Source organism: Actinoplanes sp. NPDC020271 (assembly GCF_044388125.1).
Taxonomy (GTDB): Bacteria; Actinomycetota; Actinomycetes; order Mycobacteriales; family Micromonosporaceae; genus Actinoplanes.
In genome coordinates, this window is record NZ_JBIRWQ010000018.1 from 79,684 (window position 1) to 97,093 (window position 17,410).

Consider the following 17,410-nt stretch of genomic DNA (forward strand, 5'->3'; position numbering starts at 1 on the left):
AGCCACGCCGGCGGCGCCCGCCACCGGGCCGCGGCGCGGGTCACGCTCTTGGCCGGTCCTGAGGGTGGCTCACCAGGCTGGAGGGACCCGTGCTCCGAGGGGTGCTGCCACCCCCTCCGGGGCCGGCCGAGGAGCGGGAGTCGCGGGCGCCGGGCCGGATCGCGAAGTCGGCGGGCGGCGTGGGCGGGTTCGGTGTCCTGAGCGGGACCACTCACGGAGATCGCCCTGGAGGGCTTCGCGTTCTGGGCGCCCCGCGCCCTGCGCAGCCCGGAAGGGTCCCCGCGAAAGCGGCGGAGAAGCACCACAGCGGAGCGAGGACATCGTGAATGTGAAGCAGATCGTTGTACTCGACCGCGGGAGCGGCGAATTACGATACGTCGATGTCATGGTCACGAATGCGAGGGATGGCCATCGCCGTCGTCGCGGGAGTCGGCGCCACGCTGGCCGTCTCCGCCGCACCGGCCACCGCCACCGGGGTTCCGCACATCCGCAACGGGGAGACCGTGCCGGTCTACTCCTACGAGAACGCCGTCCGGGAGAGCGTCTGGGTGCAGACGCCGCTGGACAACGACCACGACGGCAAGCGCGACGAGATCGCCGTCGACATCGTCCGGCCGCGCGAGGCCGCCGCGAGACACCTCAGGGTGCCGGTCGTCATGGAGGGCTCGCCGTACTACTCGTGTTGCGGGCGCGGCAACGAGAGCGAACTGAAGCGGTACGACGCGAACGGCGTCATCACCAAGGAGCCGCTCTTCTACGACAACTACTTCGTGCCGCGCGGCTACGCGTTCGTCGCCGCCGACCTGGCCGGGACGAACCGGTCGACCGGCTGCATGGACGTCGGCGGCCGGGAAGAGGTGCTCGGCGCCAAGGCGGTGATCGACTGGCTCAACGGGCGGGTCGAGGCGCGGTACGCGGACGGGACGCCGGCCGTGGCCACGGGCTGGACCAACGGCCGTACCGGCATGATCGGGAAGTCGTGGGACGGCTCGGTCGCCAACGGTGTCGCCGCGACCGGTGTCCAGGGCCTGGAGACGATCGTGCCGATCTCGGCGATCTCCAGCTGGTACGACTACCAGCGCTACAACGGTGTCCTGCGCGCCCCGGACTACCCGGAGTTCCTGCACTCCTACGTGACCGGGCGGCCCGAGGAGGCCTGCGCCGGCGTCCTGACCGAACTGGATCAGGGCAGTGACGACGCGACCGGCGACTACAACGCGTACTGGGCCGGACGGGACTTCCGCACCGACGCCCGCAAGGTCCACGCCAGCGTGTTCGTCGCGCACGGCCTCAACGACACGAACGTCACCACGGACCAGTTCGCGCAGTGGTGGAGCCGGCTCGGCGTACCGAAGAAGATCTGGCTCTCCCAGGAGGGGCACGTCGACCCGTTCGACATCCGGCGCGCGGAGTGGGTCGACACGCTGCACCGATGGTTCGACCGCTGGCTGCAGGGCCTGCACAACGGCATCGACCGGGAACCGCAGGCCACGATCGAGACCGCGCCCGGCACCTGGGTGAACGAGCGCACCTGGCCGGCTCCGACACGCACCACCCGGATCGCCCTGGGTGACGACGTGCGGACGCTGACCGACAACCCCGACCTCAGTGAGGCCACCGCGGTCGCCGACCCGAACGCCGACGTCCCCGGGCGCACCACGTTCCTGTTCGGCCCGCTGACCGGGAACGTCCGCATCTCCGGCACCCCGTCGGTGACCCTGCGCGTCAAGGTCGACAAGCCGACGACCGAGCTGACCGCACGCCTGGTCGACTACGGAACCGGCACCCGCGTCGACTACCAGGGCGGCGGCGAAGGCATCCGGACCCTGGAGACCGAGTCCTGCTGGGGCGCCTCCACCGCGGCCGACGACGCCTGCTACCACGACACCGCCGAACGCATCGTGACCAGCGACCACGCGATCCTCACCCGCGGCTGGCAGGACGCCGCGCACCACGTGTCACTGCGCTTCACCACGCCGCTGCGGGCCGACCGCTGGTACTCGATCACCGTCCCGCTGCAGGCCACCGACCAGCGCATCGCCGCCGGTCACGTCCTCGGCCTGATCATCCAGGCCAGCGACAACGAGTATTCGTCCCCGCAGTCGACCGGCGCGACCATCCAGCTCGACACCCGCCGCAGCGTCCTCACGCTGCCGCTGACCAGCCGGGTGCCGCTCCGCGCCGCGGCGGATCAGGTCGTCACCACGACGCCGGCGCCCAGCACCTTCGCGCCGCGCCGGTTCCAGCCGCTCCTGCCCTGACCGCCGGTCCCGGCGCCCACCACGGGCGCCGGGACCGCACCGGCCGGGTGTCACGGCCGCGGCGAGCAGGCGACGAACCGGTTGCCCCGCCGCCGTCGAAGCATGCGGACCACGCCGCCCCCGGCGAGCGCCGGGCCGGCCACCGCCCCGCTCGCGCGGGAGCGGGTGAGGGCACGACTACCTCCGCCGTGTCCCCGGCATTCGCCGTGGCTCGAGCCGAGAGGGCGCGCCGGACCCGGACGGACCTGCTGTTACGCGGGGATCGACGAACGCGGTGGGGCGGCGAGCCACTTCCTCGGCGCTGTGCCGAGGTGCTGGGAGAAGACGCGGGAGAACGAGGACGCGTTGGCATAGCCGAGCTCCGCCGCGACCGTGGACACGGCGGCACCGGTGCGCAGCCGTTCCTGGGCGATGGTGAGCCGCCATTGGGTCAGGTATTGCCCCGGGGTCGAGCCGATGACCTCTTTGAAGTGGGCCGCGAAGGCACTGCGCGACATGCGCGCCTCGCCCGCCATGCCGTCCAGCGTCCAGTCGGCTTGCGGGGATTCGTGCAGTGCGATGAGCGAGCGAGCCAGGCGTGGATCGGCGAGGCCGGTGAGGACGCCGGCGGGTATGCCCAGATCGCCGACGTGGTCGAGGATCCAGCAGATCCGCGCCACCTTCGGTGCCGTACCCTCGATGTTCCAGGCCGTCGCGAACTCGCCGGCCGCGCTGAAGAGCATGTGGGGGTCGTTCGGCGCGTTCGCCGGTGGCACCCTCGGCGCGGCCCTGAGCGAGCAGATCGCCGTGGCGGTCGCGAACCGCAACGCGTGCGAGTATTGCCTGGCGGCACACACCACCCTCGGCAAGAAGGCCGGCGTGAGCCGCGAGGACCTCGCCGCCGCGCAGGTCGGCGAGTCCGGCGACGCCCGCACCGCCGCGCTGCTCGGCTTCGCCCTGAAGCTGGTCGACGCACGCGGGCAGGTCTCGGCCGAGGACGTCGCGGCCGTCCGCGAGCAGGGCTGGAACGACGAGCAGATCGTCGAGACCATCGCACAGGTCGCGCTCAACCTGTTCACCAACTACGTCAACATCGCTCTCGGGGTGCCGCTCGACTTCCCGGCCGTGACGCTGCGCCGGGCGGGCTGACCCCGCGTCCCCGGTGGCCGGGGGGCCCCGCCCCCGCGCGGCGCCCCCCCCCCCCCCCCCCTAGGGGGGCCAAAACCCCCCCGCCCCCCACCCCCCCCCCCCCGGGAGCGGTGCCGCGGGGGGGGGGGGGGGGGCCCCCCGGGCGGGGGGGGGGGGGGGCCCCGCGCCGGGGGGCGCCCCCCCCGCCCACGCCGTCATTCGGGCGCAAACTCCCCGCCGGCCCACGACAGCCCGTCCCGCGTGAGCTGAGCCGCGGGGCGGGTGGTGCTGCCCCGGACCACGAGGCGTGGCGTCTCGGTGCGGATGCTCTCGCGCGAGGCCGGGTCGGCGATCGCGGCCAGGAGGCTGGTGGCGACCTGCGCGCCGAGGGCGTACGTGTCCCGGGAGAGACAGGTCAGTGCCGGGTGGACGATCCGGGTCAGGACCGAGTCGTCGAAGGAGACGATCGAGAGCCGGCGGGGGACTTCGATGCCCATCTCCAGGGCCACGCCCAGGCCGGCCGCCGCCATCAGGTCGCTGTCGTAGATGATCGCGGTCGGGCGTTCGGCGCGGGACAGCAACGTGCGGGTCGCCGCCGCGCCTTGGGCGTCGCTGAAGTCGGTCGGGACGGACTCGGCGGCCAGTGAGCGCGCCGCGGCCTGTTCCCGCAGCGCCAGCGTGCGGCGCGCGGTGTGCTGGTAGACGGGCGGCCCGGCGACGTGCGCGATCCGCTGGTGGTCGAGCGCGGCCAGGTAGTCGACGATCGTGGTCATGGCTTCGGCGTCGTCGGCCCATACGCTGGGCAGTTGACCGGGTTCACCGGGGAGGCCGAGGGTGACGGCGGGCAGGCCGAGCTCGCGGACCACGGCGATGCGCGGGTCGTCGAGTTGCAGGTCGACGAGGACCAGGCCGTCGACGCGGTGCTCGGCCGCCCAGTGCCGGTAGAGGTCGATCTCGGCGGCGGTGTCCGGGACGAGCTGCATCTGCACGGCGGACGATCCGGCCGACAGGACGTCCTGCATGCCGTACAGAATCTGGGTGTAGAACTGCTCGGAGCCGAGGGTGCGCGGGTCCCGGGCGAGCACGAGTCCGACGACGCCGGCCTGGGCGCCGCCGAGAGCGCGGGCGGCGCGATGGGGTCGCCAGTTCATCTCGCGGGCGACTTCGATGATGCGCGCGCGGGTCTGTTCGCTGACGCCGGGGCGGCCGTTGAGCGCGAACGAGACGGCGCCCGGCGACACCCCGACGCGTTTGGCGATGTCCGCGATGGTCGGCCTGTTTCCCACGGCGGCACCCTACCTCCGCTATAGCGTTTTAGCCAGCTAAACAACGTATGAACTACCTTCGCCGCGATCGTTGACTATAGCGCTTTAGTTCTCCACGATGATGTTTCGCCGACGTTTCCTGTTCGACGAAGACCGATGCACAGGAGCCTCACCCATGCGAATCAGACTTGCCGCCGCGGCGGTTCTCACCCTCGGGCTGCTCGCCGCCTGCGGGAATGGCGGCACCGCCGCCGAGAGTGACGAGATCACCGGCAGCATCACGCTGCAGACCTGGGCCCTCACGCCCAAGTTCACCGACTACCTCAACGGCGTCATCGCCGGATTCACCGCGAAATATCCCGGCACCAGTGTCAAGCTGCTCGACCAGCCGGGCGACGGCTACTCCGAGAAAGTCCTGGCCCAGGCCAGCTCGAACACCCTCCCCGACGTGATCAACCTGCCGCCCGACTTCGCCCTCCCCCTGACCAAGCAGAAACTGCTCGTGGACGTCGGCAAGGACGACGATCTGAGCAAGACGTACGTACAGGGCGGCATCGACGCGTACAAGTTCACCGGGGTCGATGGTGTCTACGGCTACCCGTGGTACCTCAACACCGACCTGGACTACTGGAACCTCAAGCAGTTCTCCGACTGTGGGCTGGACGCGAACACCCCGCCGGCCACCACGCAGGAGCTGTTCACCCAGGCGGCGACGATGAAGGCCAAGTGCCCGGACAACTTCCTGATGAGCCGCAAGCCGGACGTCTCCGACTTCGTCCGCGCCGGCATCAAGATCACCAGCGATGACGGCAAGCAGTTCGTGTTCAACACCGACCAGGCCGCCGCGCTCGTCGACCAGTACAAGGACGCCTACGCCAAGGGGTACCTGCCGCCGAGCGTGCTGAACAGCGACTACCAGGGCAACTCGAAGCTGTTCACGCAGGGCAAGGTCGCCTGGACGACCGGCGGCGCGACCGGCCTGGCCGACTTCGAGAAGGACAACCCGAGCCTCAAGGGCCAGGTCGCGGTCAGCAAGGCGCTCGACACGCCGCCGCTCTACGTGCAGGGCGTCAGCGTCTCGGCGAAGAGCAAGTACCCGGCGACCGCGAAGGCATTCGCCCAGTGGATCACCAACGCCGACAACCAGAACAAGTTCGGCCACCTCGTGAACATCTTCCCGTCCACGGTCTCGTCCTCGTCCGACACCTACTTCAGCAGCGACGACGGCACGCCCGCGGGCAAGGCCCGGGCACTCGCCTTCGGCGAGCTCAAGGACGCCAAGAACCTCATCCCGTACGAGGTGAACGCCGACATGCAGAAGCTCCTGGACCAGCAGATCGCGCTGGCGGTGAAGGGCGACGAGACGAGCAAGAAGGCGCTCGACGACGCGGTCGCCAAGATGAACCAGATGCTGAGCCGCCAGTAAGAGCCGGTGGCGGCCGGAGGCCCCCCGTCACTTCCGGCCGCCACCCCTTCACGGGGAGAACGAACGTGAGGACACAACGATGGTTCACGCCGTGGCTGCTCACCGTCCCGGCGCTGGCCTGGCTGCTGGTGTTCAGCGTCTGGCCCTCGATCAACACGCTGCGCCTGTCGTTCACCGACGCCAAGCCGCTCGGCGGTGCCTACGACTTCGTCGGGCTGCAGAACTACACCGACATGCTGCACGACGGCGACGTCCGGACCGCCCTGCTCAACAGCGTGGTCTACATGGCGATCTGCCTGCCGCTGCTGACGATCCTGCCGCTGCTGCTGGCGGTGCTGGTCGAGAAGAAGCTGCCCGGCATCGCGTTCTTCCGGACCGCCTTCTACGTCCCGGTCATCGCCAGCGCGGTGGTGGTCGGCCTGATGTGGACCTGGATGCTCGACGACCGCGGCCTGATCAACAACCTGGCCCGGGCGTTGCACGTCGTGGCGCAGCCGGTGCCGTTTCTGACCGACCGCTGGCTGGTTCTGATCAGCGCGATCAGCCTGACCGTCTGGAAGGGGCTGGGCTACTACATGATCGTCTATCTGGCCGCGCTCGGGAACGTGCGCAAGGATCTGCACGAGGCGGCGGCGATCGACGGCGCCGGGCGGGTACGCCGGTTCCTCACGGTCACGGTCCCCGGCGTACGGGGAACGATGTTCCTGGTGTCGATTCTGGTGAGTGTCGCCGCGCTCCGCGTCTTCTCGGAGCTCTACATCCTCACCGGCGGCAAGGGCGGCCCGGGTGGCAAGGATCAGTCGCTGGTGATGCTGATCCAGCAGTACGCCGGCGGTTTCTACGGCAACTTCGGGTATGCGTCGGCGCTGAGCGTGCTGCTCTTCGCCGTCACGCTGATCCCGATGATCGTGCTCGCCCGGATGAACAACCGGGGTGAGCGGTGAAGACGCTGCGCTACTTCCTGCTGGCGTTCGTGCTGGTCATCACCGTCGGCCCGTTCCTGTGGGAGCTGTCGACCTCGCTCAAGGGCGCCGGTGAGGACATCTACACCCGGACGCCCAGTTTCATCCCGCACCAGCCGACGCTGAACAACTACGCGAAGGTCGCCGACGCGATCCCGGTCTGGCGTTACATCAGCAACTCGCTGGTCGTCGCGGTGCTCACGGTCGGCGGCAACCTCGTGTTCGCCACCACCGCCGGCTACGCGATCGCCCGCCTGAAGTTCCGCGGTCGCAGCGTGGTCCTCGGCCTCTTCCTCTCCACGCTGGTGCTCCCGGGCGAGGTGACGATCGTTTCCCAGTACGTCACGGTCCGCGACTTCGGGCTGGCCGACTCCCTGCTCGGGGTCGCGCTGCCGGGGATGGTGGCCGCGCTCAACGTGCTGCTGATGTACAACGCGTTCCGAGCGCTGCCGCAGGAGATCGACGAGGCCGCGATCGTGGACGGCGCGACCGTCCCGCAACGGCTGCTGCGCGTCTCGCTGCCGGCCGTCCGCGGCACGCTCGCGGTCGTCGCGATCTTCGCGTTCATCCAGGCCTGGGACGACTTCCTGTGGCCGCTGATCGTGCTGACGTCACCGGAGAAGTACACGCTGACGGTCGGCCTGCAGTACCTCTCCGGCACGTTCACGCAGGATCAGCGCCTGATCGCGGCCGGCACGATGATCGCCTTCATCCCGATCGCGATCCTGTTCAGCGCACTACAACGCTACTTCTTCAAGGGTGTCGAAGAAGGCGGCGTGAAGGGATGAGCACCTCGATGCGTTTCGGTGTCAACTACACCCCGTCGGCCGGGTGGTTCCACTCGTGGCTCGACTTCGACCCGGCCGCGGTCCGGCAGGACCTGGAGGCGATCGCCGGGCTCGGCGTCGACCACATCCGGCTGATGCCGTTGTGGCCGCACGTGCAGCCGAACCGTGGCCTGATCCGGCCGCGCGCGCTCGCCGACGTGGTCACGGTCGTGGACCTCGCCGCCGACTGCGGCCTGGACGTCAACGTCGACGGGCTGCAGGGCCATCTGTCCAGCTTCGACTTCGTACCGGCGTGGTTGTCGTCCTGGCACCGGCGGAACATGTTCACCGACCCGGACGTGGTCGCCTCGACCGCCGACTACCTGCGGGCGCTCGCCGGCGCGGTCGCGGACCGGCCCAACCTGCTCGGCGTGACCCTGGGCAACGAGACGAACCAGTTCGCGGCGGCACCGCACCCGTTCCCGCACCCGGTCACCGAGGAGGGCGCCGGGAACTGGCTGGCCCGGCTGACCGCGGTGGTGCGCTCCGAGGTGCGGCCGTCGACGCTGGTCACGCACGCGATGTACGACGCCGCCTGGTACGACGACACCCAGCCGTTCGGCCCGGCGCACGCGGTCGCGCACGGTGACCAGACGATCGTGCACTCGTGGGTGTTCAACGGGGCGGCTCAGGCGTACGGCGGTCTCGGCGCCGGTTCGGTCCGCCACGCCGAGTACCTGTGCCGGCTGGCCGCGGCCTGGCACCCCGACGCGGGCCGCCCGGTCTGGTTGCAGGAGGTCGGCGCACCCACCAACGTGGTCCGTGAGCCGGATGCCCCGGACTTCCTGGAGGCCACGCTGCGTCACGTCGCCCGCATCCCGGAGCTGTCCGGCATCACGTGGTGGTGCTCGCACGACGTGTCCCGGGACCTGTTGGACTTCCCGGAACTCGAATACGACCTGGGCCTGATCACCAGCAACGGCAAGGTCAAGCCGACCGGCGTGCGGTTCGCCGAGACGATCGCCTCGCTGCGCTCTGCCGCCGCCGAGCATCAACCTCTGGGACTGGTTCTCGACGACACCGTGCCCGGTTACCGCGCGTCCTCCGGGCCGGCCCGGGAGTTCTACCGCACCTGGCTCCACCTGGCCGGCGACGGCGCCGGGCCGCAGATCGTCCTGAAGTCCACGGCCGGGGATGCCGCCCTGCTCGCCGCGCGCGGCATCCACACTCTCGAGGAGAGCCACTGACATGCACGACGACATCCCGCTGACCGTCGGGCGCGCGACCCGCGTGCTCACCGAGCGCATCCGTCCGGCGATCCACTCCGGGGCCGTACCGCTGGAAGTGGGGTGGCATGCGCTGCCCGGGGAATCGATTCCGCCGGCCGATGGACTGGCTCTCGACTTCGAGCCCTATGCCGTCGGCACGCCGTGGGGGCCGGCGTGGAACACCACCTGGTTCCGGCTGCGCGGGCAGGTGCCGGCCGAATGGGCCGGCAAGCGGGCGGAGATCCTGGTCGACCTGGGGTTCGACATCAACATGCCGGGGTTCCAGTGTGAGGCGCTCGTCTACCGCGCCGACGGCCGCCCGGTGAAGTCGATCAACCCGCGGAACCAGTGGATCCCGGTGTCGGCGACCGAGATCGATCTCTACCTCGAGGCGGCCGCGAACCCGGTGCTGCTCGACTACCACCCTTTCCTCCCGACCCAGGAAGGGGACGTGCAGACGTCCTCGAAGCGGCCGCTCTACACGACGCGGCGGATGGACCTCGTGCTCTTCGACGAGCAGGTCCACGAGTTGTCGCTGGACATCGACGTACTGCTGGAACTGCAGTCTGTTCTTCCGGCGACCGCCCCTCGGCGGATGCGGATCCTGCAGGCGCTCGACGACGCCCTCGACGCTCTTGACCTTCAGGACATCTCGGGCACCGCGCGCGACGCCCGGGCTCGACTGGAGGAGGTACTGGCCGCGCCGGCCGAACACAGCGCCCACCACGTGTCCGCTATCGGTCACGCGCACATCGACTCCGCCTGGCTCTGGCCGGTCCGCGAGACCATCCGCAAAGTGGCTCGCACGGCGGCCGGCATGACCGAGCTGATGGAGATCGACCCCGATTTCCGGTACGGCATGTCCAGCGCCCAGCAATACGCGTGGCTGAAGGAGCACCGGCCGGAGGTGTGGGAACGCGTCGTCACCGCGGTCAAGGACGGCCGGTTCATCCCGCTCGGCGGGATGTGGGTGGAATCGGACACCGTCATGCCGACCGGGGAGGCACTGGTCCGCCAGTTCACCTACGGCCAGCGGTTCTTCCGCGAGGAGTTCGGCGTGGAGAGCCAGGGGGTGTGGCTACCGGACAGCTTCGGCTACTCCCCCGCGCTGCCGCAGCTCATCCGGCGGGCCGGGTTCGAGTGGTTCTTCACGCAGAAGATCTCGTGGAACCAGGTGAACAAGTTCCCGCACCACACCTTCCTGTGGGAGGGCATCGACGGGTCACGGGTGTTCACGCACTTCCCGCCGATGGACACCTACAACTCGCAGCTCTCCGGAGCCGAACTGGCCAAGGCGACCAACCAGTTCCGGGAGAGCCGGGTGGCGTCGCACTCGCTCGCGCCGGTCGGCTGGGGTGACGGCGGCGGCGGGACGACCCGGGAGATGACCGGGCGGGCGGCGCGGTTGCGCAACCTCGAAGGCAGCGCGACCGTCGCATGGGAGCACCCGAACGACTTCTTCGCCACGGCTCGCGCGGAGATGCCGCACCCGCCGGTGTGGGTCGGCGAGCTCTATCTCGAACTGCACCGGGCGACGCTGACCAGCCAGCATCGGACCAAGCAGGGGAATCGGCGCAGCGAGCACCTGCTCATCGAGGCCGAGTTGTGGGCGGCGACGGCGGCTGTCCACGCCGGGCAGCCCTACCCCTATGACGAGATCGACCGGCTCTGGCAGCAGGTTCTGTTGCACCAATTCCACGACATCCTGCCGGGGACGTCGATCGCCTGGGTGCATCGCGAAGCCGTCGCGGCGTATGAGCGTATCTACTCGGACACCGCGGCCTTGATCGAGTCGGCGCAGCGGGCGCTGGTGGGGGCCGGGTCCTCGGTGATCACGTTGAATCCGGCGCCGTTTGCTCGGGGCGGAGTGCCGGCGCTCGGGGCAGGTGCGGCGGCCACCCCCGCTCCGACGTCCACGTTCTCCGGAAATGTGATCTCGAACGGGATCGTCTCCGTGACGATCTCCGACGAAGGGCTGATCACCTCGGCGATCGATCTGGCCACCGGGCGCGAGGCGCTCGCCGGCGAGGCCAACCTGCTCCAACTGCACCAGGACTTCCCGAACATGTGGGACGCCTGGGACGTCGACCGCTTCTACCGCAACCGCGTCACCGACCTGCGCGCGGTCGAATCCCTGGTTCGCACGGACAATGCGGTCACGATCGTGCGCGCGTTCTCGAAGTCCCGCGTCACGCAGACGCTCACCCTCGCCCCCGGCAGCCGCGTCCTGCGCATCGACCAGGAGACCGACTGGCACGAGACCGAGAAATTCCTGAAGATCAAATTCCCCTTCGACGTACGGGCGGAACAGGTGGCCGCCGAGACCCAGTTCGGCTACCAGAAGCGGGTCACCCACACGAACACCAGCTGGGAAGCCGCCAAGTTCGAGGCGTCCATGCACCGTTTCGTCCTCGTCGAGGAACCCGGCTTCGGCGCGGCGCTGGTCACCGACTCGACCTACGGTTACGACGTCACCCGCGACTCCACCGAGGACGGCGTGACGACGACCGTACGGTTGTCCCTGCTGCGCGCCCCCCGCTTCCCGGACCCGGAGACCGACCAGGGCCGCCAGACCTGCTCGTACGGCCTGGTGATCGGCGCTTCGGTCAAGGAGGCGACCGAGGCCGGCCTCGACCTCAACCTCCCGCCGCGCGTGGTGACGGGAGAGCACGGCTTCGACCCGCTCGTCTCCCTCACCGGCGAAGGCCTCCTGATCTCCTCGGTCAAGCTGGCCGACGACCGCTCCGGCGACGTGATCGTCCGCCTCTACGAGTCCCTGGGCCGCCGCGCCACCGGCTCTCTGCACCTGCACCTTCCGGTGACCTCGGCGCACACGGCCACGCTGCTGGAACGCCCCGAGGGCAACCCTCTCCCCATCACCGGCGACGGCATCTCACTCCACCTGACCCCGTTCGAGGTCCGCACCATCAGACTCACCCGCTGATCCCGTGGTGGTGCGGCGCGCCTCCGTTCGCCGGACCACCACACCCGAGATCTGACCGACGGACAACGGCAGGCGCGGGATCAGCAGAGGCGGTGACAGCGGTTGTTCGGGTAACCCGCACGTTATCGTGCGGGTTACCCGAACAGCCAGGTCAGGCGATGGATACGCACCCTCGGCGGGCTGCGGAATGCGCGAGTCGCCGGCTATTGGAATAGCTTGGCCGCGGTGATGAGGGTCTGGATGATGCCGTAGCCGAGGAGGACGGCGACCAGGAGCCAGGAAAGAGCCAGGCGGGCGTTCATGCCGCGGCCTCCTTCGCGGGAGCAGGGGTGGCCGGCTCGTGGAGGGTGGCCGGGACGGGGCGGATCAGGAGGTTGGCGAGGAAACCGACGGCCAGGACGCCGACCATGGTGAGCAGGGCCGGCTGGTAGGCGGACGAGGTCAGCGTGCCGGGTTTGCCTTCGGCGTCGAGGAAGCCGTTGACGATCAGGGGTCCGGCGACGCCGGCCGCGGACCAGGCGGTGAGCAGGCGGCCGTGGATGGCGCCGACCTGGTAGGTGCCGAACAGGTCGCGCAGGTAGGCGGGGACGGTGGCGAAGCCGCCGCCGTAGAACGACAGGATCACGCCGGCCAGCAGGACGAACAGCGGGATGGCGGAGTCGCCGACGGTGGCCAGCAGCAGGTACGTCACCATGCCGGCACCCAGGTACAGCATGTAGATGGGTTTGCGGCCGATCAGGTCGGAGGTCGACGACCAGGCGAAGCGGCCGGCCATGTTGAACAGGGACAGCACGCCGACGAATCCGCCGGCGGCGGCGACCGCGACCGCGGATTTCCCGTCGGCGCCGCGGAAGAAGTCCTGGATCATCGGGCTGGCCTGTTCGAGGATGCCGATGCCGGCCGTCACGTTGCAGAACAGCACGACCCAGAGCAGCCAGAAGGAGCGGGACCGGATCGCGTTCGCGGCCGACACGTGGGCGGTGGTGACCAGTGGTCTGGCCTTGACGGTGGCGGGATTCCATCCGGCCGGGCGCCAGCCGGGCGCGGGCACCCGGATGTTGGCGACCCCGAACATCATGATCAGGAAGTAGCCGATACCGAGCGTGAGGAAGAGCAGGACCAGGGCGTGACCGTCGGCGACCGAGGTGGACACGTTCGGGTCGTAGCCGGAGTCGAAGTACGACAGCAGCTGGCGCGACGCCGGGCTGGCGATCAGCGCGCCGCCGCCGAAGCCCATGATCGCCAGGCCGGTGGCCAGGCCGGGACGGTCCGGGAACCATTTGATCAGCGTGGAGACCGGTGAGATGTAACCGATGCCGAGGCCGATGCCGCCGAGCACGCCGTACCCCAGGTAGACCAGCCACAACTGGCCGGTGCCGATACCGAGCGCGCTGACCAGGAAGCCGGCCGCCCAGAAGCAGGCGGAGACGAACATGGCCTTGCGCGGGCCGTTGCGTTCGACCCAGGTGCCGCCGATCGCGGCGGAGAGCCCGAGCATGACGATCGCGATGCTGAAGATGATGCCGATCGCGGTCTGGCTGGCGTCGAAGTGGGCGATGAACGAGTTCTTGTAGACGCTGGTGGCGTAGACCTGGCCGATGCAGAGGTGCACGGCGAGCGCCGCCGGTGGGATCAGCCACCGGCGGTAGCCCTCGGGTGCCACGGTGTGTTGGTGATCGAGCGCGGATAACAGGGACATTTTTGACGCCTCCCCTCAGGCGCCCATCATCGAACGGGTTCGATCCGCTGTGCAACTATCCACGCGTCAAACTTCGAACCGTGATCAATGTCGGACGCGGCGGTTCTGGTGACCCGGCCCGGCGGCGGCCTGCCATAAGTAAGGAACGTTCAGAGCTGTGGGAATGCTGTCCCCGGGAGCCGGACCGGAGCCCACTGGACGGACCACAGTGGCGAAAATTACACCTGTGAATATCAGGAAGGCCGGGACGTACGCGAGAACGCCCTTCCGCACGTCGAGATCATCGCCGCCGTGTCAACTCCGGCCGCGGCGCGGAGCGGCGATGCGCAGGTCGGATTCGATGGCGGCGGTCGCGGCGAGCAGGGGTGGGAGCAGGCGTTCCCGGATGGTGCCGACCGTAGCGCGGGCGGCGTGGACCGAGATGTTGAGGGCGCCGGCGGCCGCACCGGAACGGTCGTGGATCGGGGCGGCGATGGCCCGCAGACCCTCCTCCAGCTCCTGGTCGACGATCGCGTGGCCGTCCGTGCGTACGCGGGAGAGCTCTTCTTTCAGGGCGTCAGGAGAGCAGATCGTCCGGTCGGTGAGCGGCTCCAGCTCGGCCCGGCGCAGGTACGCGTCGAGTTCCGGCTGCGGCAGGGCGGCCAGCAGCACGCGGCCCATCGACGTGGCGTACGCGGGGAATCTGGTTCCGACGTTGATCGCGACGCGCATGATCCGGCCGGTCGGGACGCGGCTCACGTAGACGATGTCGTCACCGTCGAGAACGGACAGGGAGGACGACTCACGGACCTCGCTGACCAGGCGTTCCATGTGCGGTTCGGCCACCTCGGGCAGGGTCAGCCCGCCGAGGAAAGCGTAGCCGAGCTCGAGCACGCGGGGGGTCAGCGAGAAGAGGCGGCCATCGGTGCGGACATAGCCGAGATCGGTCAGGGTCAGCAGGAACCGGCGGGCCGCGGCGCGGGTCAGTCCACACTGGCGGGCCACGTCACTGAGGGTCAGTTCGCGGTGTTCCGCGTCAAATGCACGGATCACCGCGAGCCCGCGCTCCAGCGATTGGACGTAGTACGGTTCCCGCGTCATTCGATGATCGATCCAAATCGTTGACGTGACACGAGCCACATCCTAGCGTTCTCTTTGAGAACTTCCGTTCGTTATGCGCACAACTTCTACGGAGGAATAGATATGCGGCGGCGTTTGATCGCGGGCCTCGCACTGGCGCTGGTGGCCGGCACGGTCGCGGCCTGCGGTTCCGACAAGGACTCAAGTGGCTCCGGCGGGTCCTCCGGCGGCGTGGACAACGTGACGGTCGGAGTCATCCCGATCATCGACGTCGCCCCGATCTACCTGGGCCAGTCGAAGGGCTTCTTCAAGTCCCGCAACATCGAGCTCAAGCTGGAGTCCGGTCAGGGCGGCGCGGCCATCGTGCCCGGCGTGGTCAGCAACCAGTTCCAGTTCGGGTTCTCCAACCTGACCTCGTTGATGATCGCCCAGACCAAGAACGTGCCGATCAAGGCGATCGCGGCCGGCGTCTCGACCACCGGCGAGCAGGGCAAGGACTTCGGCGCGCTCACGGTCAAGGCCGGCAGCCCGATCAAGACCGCCAAGGACCTGGTCGGCAAGAAGGTCTCGGTCAACACGCTGAAGAACATCGGTGACACCGCGACCCGCAACTCGGTCCGTAAGGCCGGTGGCGACGACAAGGCCGTCAACTTCGTCGAGATGCCGTTCCCGAACATGCAGGCCGCACTGGAGAAGGGCGACGTCGACGCCGCGTGGGTCGTCGAGCCGCAGCTCTCCGCGATCAAGGCCGCCGGTGGTACGGAGATCGCCTCGACCTACGTGGACGTCGACCCGAAGCTGAACGTCGCGGCGTACTTCACCTCGCAGAAGTTGATCGCCGACAAGCCCGACCTGGTCAAGCGCTTCACCGAGGCGATCAACGAGTCGCTGACCTATGCCGACGCCCACCCGGACGAGGTGCGGCAGATCCTCACCACCTACACCAAGATCGACGACAAGACCCGGGCCGCCGTGGTCCTGCCGAAGTGGCCCACCGAGATCAACAAGGCGTCCGTGCAGACGCTGGCCGACCTCGGCACCAAGGACGGCATCTTCGCCAGCGCTCCGGACCTGGGCAAGCTGCTGCCGTGACCTCCGCTCGTCGTGGCAACCCGGTCCTGCTCGGCTTCGCCGGGCTGGCCGGGTTGCTTCTCGTTCTCGAACTGCTGCCGCGGCTCGGCCTGGTCGACGATCGGTTCTTGCCACCGACCAGCCGGATCGCGTCCGCGCTGGCCGACGAGGTGAGCACCGCCGCGTTCTGGCAGTCGCTCGGCGACACGCTCTACGCCTGGGCCGTCGGCCTGCTCATCGCGGTCGCCGCCGGGGTGCTCGCCGGCCTGGTCATCGGGTCGGTGCCGGTGCTGCGCGCACTCACCGCGTCGACCGTGGAGTTCCTGCGGCCGATCCCGTCGGTGGCGCTGATCCCGCTCGCGGTGCTGCTCTACGGCACCGAGCTGGGCTCCACCCTGCTGCTGGTCTGCTACGCCTCGTTCTGGCAGGTGCTCGTCCAAGTGCTGTACGGCGTCGCGGACGTCGACCCGGTCGCCGAGGAGACCGCGCGCAGCTTCCGGTTCTCCGCGTGGGGCCGGGTGCGGTACGTGCTCTGGCCGACCGCCCTGCCGTACGTCTTCACCGGTTTCCGCCTGGCCGCCTCGGTCGCCCTGGTCCTGGCGATCACCGCCGAACTGGTGATCGGCGCGCCCGGACTGGGCAAGGAGATCGCGACGGCGCAGGCCTCCGACGCGGTGGCGACGATGTACGCGCTGATCGTGGTGACCGGCGCGCTCGGCGTCGTCATCAACCTGCTGACCCGTACCGGCGAGCGCCGCCTGCTCGCCTGGCACCAGTCGGTCCGCGGCGAGGTGGCCGTGTGAACGTACTGCGGAAATCGGGTTTCGTCCTGGCTCTTCCGATCGTCCTGTTCGCCGGGTGGTACTTCCTCAGCGACGGCAGCGAGAGCTTCTACTCGCCGCCGCTGCGCACCATCCTGACGGCGTTCGGCGACACCTGGACCGTCGACCGGCTGCGCACCGACGTGGCACCCAGCCTGCTCCGCCTGCTGGTGGGATACCTGCTCGCCGCGCTGATCGGTATCGGACTCGGCGTGGCGATCGGCCTCAACCGGCAGCTGCGCGCGGTCCTCGAACCGGTCCTGGAGTTCTTCCGGGCCATCCCGCCCCCGGTCCTCGTACCGGTGATCATGCTTTTCGCCGGGATCGGCGACGGCATGAAAGTGATCGTGATCGTGTTCGGCTGCATCTGGCCGATCCTGCTCAACACGGTGGAAGGCGTGCGGGCGACCGACAGCGTGGTGCTCGACACCGCCCGCGCCTACGGGATCACCGGCCCGGCCCGGCTGACCCGGGTGATCCTGCCGTCGGCCTCCCCGCAGATCGCGGCCGGCCTGCGTCAGGCGCTCTCCATCGCGATCATCCTGATGGTGATCAGCGAGATGTTCGCGTCCAGCAACGGTCTCGGCTTCACCATCGTGCAGTTCCAGCGCAGCTTCGCGATCCCCGAGATGTGGAGCGGGATCATCCTGCTCGGCCTGCTCGGCTTCGCGCTCTCGCTGTTGTTCCGGCTCGCCGAACGGTGGGCGCTGCGATGGTACGAGGGGCTGCGCGCGGCGCAGCGCCGGGCCGGTTAGGAGGG

The 17,410-nt window shown here is 69.3% G+C and carries 14 protein-coding genes; 10 read left to right on the plus strand and 4 right to left on the minus strand.

Going from position 1 to position 17,410, the window contains the following annotated elements; translation table 11 throughout:
• The first annotated feature begins 380 nt into the window (after positions 1 to 380).
• The gene (locus ACH442_RS31995; RefSeq protein WP_396341860.1) at positions 381 to 2,261 is read left to right on the plus strand and encodes a Xaa-Pro dipeptidyl-peptidase; all 1,881 of its coding nucleotides are present in this window, start codon (positions 381 to 383) and stop codon (positions 2,259 to 2,261) included.
• A gap of 251 nt (positions 2,262 to 2,512) precedes the next feature.
• Here the strand turns inward: ACH442_RS31995 and ACH442_RS32000 are convergent, their stop codons facing one another.
• Positions 2,513 to 2,983, minus strand: coding sequence for a helix-turn-helix transcriptional regulator (locus ACH442_RS32000; protein WP_396341861.1), 471 nt, complete (start codon positions 2,981 to 2,983; stop codon positions 2,513 to 2,515).
• On the opposite strand from ACH442_RS32000, the gene ACH442_RS32005 reads away from it, so the two are divergent.
• Positions 2,940 to 3,389: a carboxymuconolactone decarboxylase family protein gene (locus ACH442_RS32005; RefSeq protein ID WP_396341862.1), complete on the plus strand. Its 450-nt coding sequence runs from the start codon at positions 2,940 to 2,942 to the stop codon at positions 3,387 to 3,389. The genes ACH442_RS32000 and ACH442_RS32005 overlap by 44 nt on opposite strands.
• 194 nt (positions 3,390 to 3,583) lie before the next feature.
• Here the strand turns inward: ACH442_RS32005 and ACH442_RS32010 are convergent, their stop codons facing one another.
• Entirely contained in the window at positions 3,584 to 4,654 is a 1,071-nt protein-coding gene (locus ACH442_RS32010) for a LacI family DNA-binding transcriptional regulator (protein ID WP_396341863.1), read from the minus strand.
• Between the two features lie 154 nt (positions 4,655 to 4,808).
• Between ACH442_RS32010 and ACH442_RS32015 the strand changes: the two genes are divergently transcribed.
• From ACH442_RS32015 to ACH442_RS32035, 5 genes are all read left to right on the plus strand, one after another.
• Entirely contained in the window at positions 4,809 to 6,059 is a 1,251-nt protein-coding gene (locus ACH442_RS32015; RefSeq protein WP_396341864.1) for an ABC transporter substrate-binding protein, read from the plus strand.
• A 65-nt stretch (positions 6,060 to 6,124) separates the two neighbouring features.
• Entirely contained in the window at positions 6,125 to 7,003 is an 879-nt protein-coding gene (locus ACH442_RS32020) for a carbohydrate ABC transporter permease (protein ID WP_396341865.1), read from the plus strand.
• Positions 7,000 to 7,809: a carbohydrate ABC transporter permease gene (locus ACH442_RS32025; protein WP_396341866.1), complete on the plus strand. Its 810-nt coding sequence runs from the start codon at positions 7,000 to 7,002 to the stop codon at positions 7,807 to 7,809. The genes ACH442_RS32020 and ACH442_RS32025 overlap by 4 nt, the downstream gene beginning before the upstream one ends.
• Positions 7,810 to 7,817: 8 nt before the next feature.
• On the plus strand, positions 7,818 to 9,035 hold the full coding sequence (locus tag ACH442_RS32030) for a glycosyl hydrolase (protein WP_396341867.1): 1,218 nt from the start codon (positions 7,818 to 7,820) through the stop codon (positions 9,033 to 9,035).
• Between the two features lies 1 nt (position 9,036).
• Positions 9,037 to 12,000, plus strand: a complete 2,964-nt coding sequence (locus ACH442_RS32035) for an alpha-mannosidase (protein ID WP_396341868.1) — start codon at positions 9,037 to 9,039, stop codon at positions 11,998 to 12,000.
• A gap of 298 nt (positions 12,001 to 12,298) precedes the next feature.
• Here the strand turns inward: ACH442_RS32035 and ACH442_RS32040 are convergent, their stop codons facing one another.
• Both ACH442_RS32040 and ACH442_RS32045 read right to left on the minus strand, forming a co-directional pair.
• On the minus strand, positions 12,299 to 13,693 hold the full coding sequence (locus ACH442_RS32040; RefSeq protein ID WP_396341976.1) for an OFA family MFS transporter: 1,395 nt from the start codon (positions 13,691 to 13,693) through the stop codon (positions 12,299 to 12,301).
• A 300-nt stretch (positions 13,694 to 13,993) separates the two neighbouring features.
• On the minus strand, positions 13,994 to 14,779 hold the full coding sequence (locus ACH442_RS32045; protein ID WP_396341869.1) for an IclR family transcriptional regulator C-terminal domain-containing protein: 786 nt from the start codon (positions 14,777 to 14,779) through the stop codon (positions 13,994 to 13,996).
• Between the two features lie 102 nt (positions 14,780 to 14,881).
• On the opposite strand from ACH442_RS32045, the gene ACH442_RS32050 reads away from it, so the two are divergent.
• From ACH442_RS32050 to ACH442_RS32060, 3 genes are read left to right on the plus strand one after another with little or no spacing between them, the layout of a single operon-like run.
• Positions 14,882 to 15,850 carry an ABC transporter substrate-binding protein gene (locus tag ACH442_RS32050; protein WP_396341870.1) on the plus strand — a complete coding sequence of 323 codons (969 nt, stop codon included), beginning with the start codon at positions 14,882 to 14,884 and terminating at the stop codon, positions 15,848 to 15,850.
• Positions 15,847 to 16,632 (plus strand): ABC transporter permease, encoded by a 786-nt coding sequence (locus ACH442_RS32055; RefSeq protein WP_396341871.1) that lies wholly within the window; start codon positions 15,847 to 15,849, stop codon positions 16,630 to 16,632. The genes ACH442_RS32050 and ACH442_RS32055 overlap by 4 nt, the downstream gene beginning before the upstream one ends.
• Positions 16,629 to 17,405: an ABC transporter permease gene (locus tag ACH442_RS32060; protein WP_396341872.1), complete on the plus strand. Its 777-nt coding sequence runs from the start codon at positions 16,629 to 16,631 to the stop codon at positions 17,403 to 17,405. The genes ACH442_RS32055 and ACH442_RS32060 overlap by 4 nt, the downstream gene beginning before the upstream one ends.
• The last annotated feature ends 5 nt before the right edge of the window (positions 17,406 to 17,410 follow it).

Excerpts from the sequence above, each read along its gene's own strand:
- ACH442_RS31995 (WP_396341860.1), top strand. The coding sequence starts at position 381 with ATGTCATGGTCACGAATGCGAGGGATGGCCATCGCCGTCGTCGCGGGA.
- ACH442_RS32005 (WP_396341862.1), top strand. The coding sequence starts at position 2,940 with ATGTTCCAGGCCGTCGCGAACTCGCCGGCCGCGCTGAAGAGCATGTGG.
- ACH442_RS32000 (WP_396341861.1), bottom strand. The coding sequence starts at position 2,983 with ATGCTCTTCAGCGCGGCCGGCGAGTTCGCGACGGCCTGGAACATCGAG.
- ACH442_RS32015 (WP_396341864.1), top strand. The coding sequence starts at position 4,809 with ATGCGAATCAGACTTGCCGCCGCGGCGGTTCTCACCCTCGGGCTGCTC.
- ACH442_RS32030 (WP_396341867.1), top strand. The coding sequence starts at position 7,818 with ATGCGTTTCGGTGTCAACTACACCCCGTCGGCCGGGTGGTTCCACTCG.
- ACH442_RS32035 (WP_396341868.1), top strand. The coding sequence starts at position 9,037 with ATGCACGACGACATCCCGCTGACCGTCGGGCGCGCGACCCGCGTGCTC.
- ACH442_RS32045 (WP_396341869.1), bottom strand. The coding sequence starts at position 14,779 with ATGACGCGGGAACCGTACTACGTCCAATCGCTGGAGCGCGGGCTCGCG.
- ACH442_RS32050 (WP_396341870.1), top strand. The coding sequence starts at position 14,882 with ATGCGGCGGCGTTTGATCGCGGGCCTCGCACTGGCGCTGGTGGCCGGC.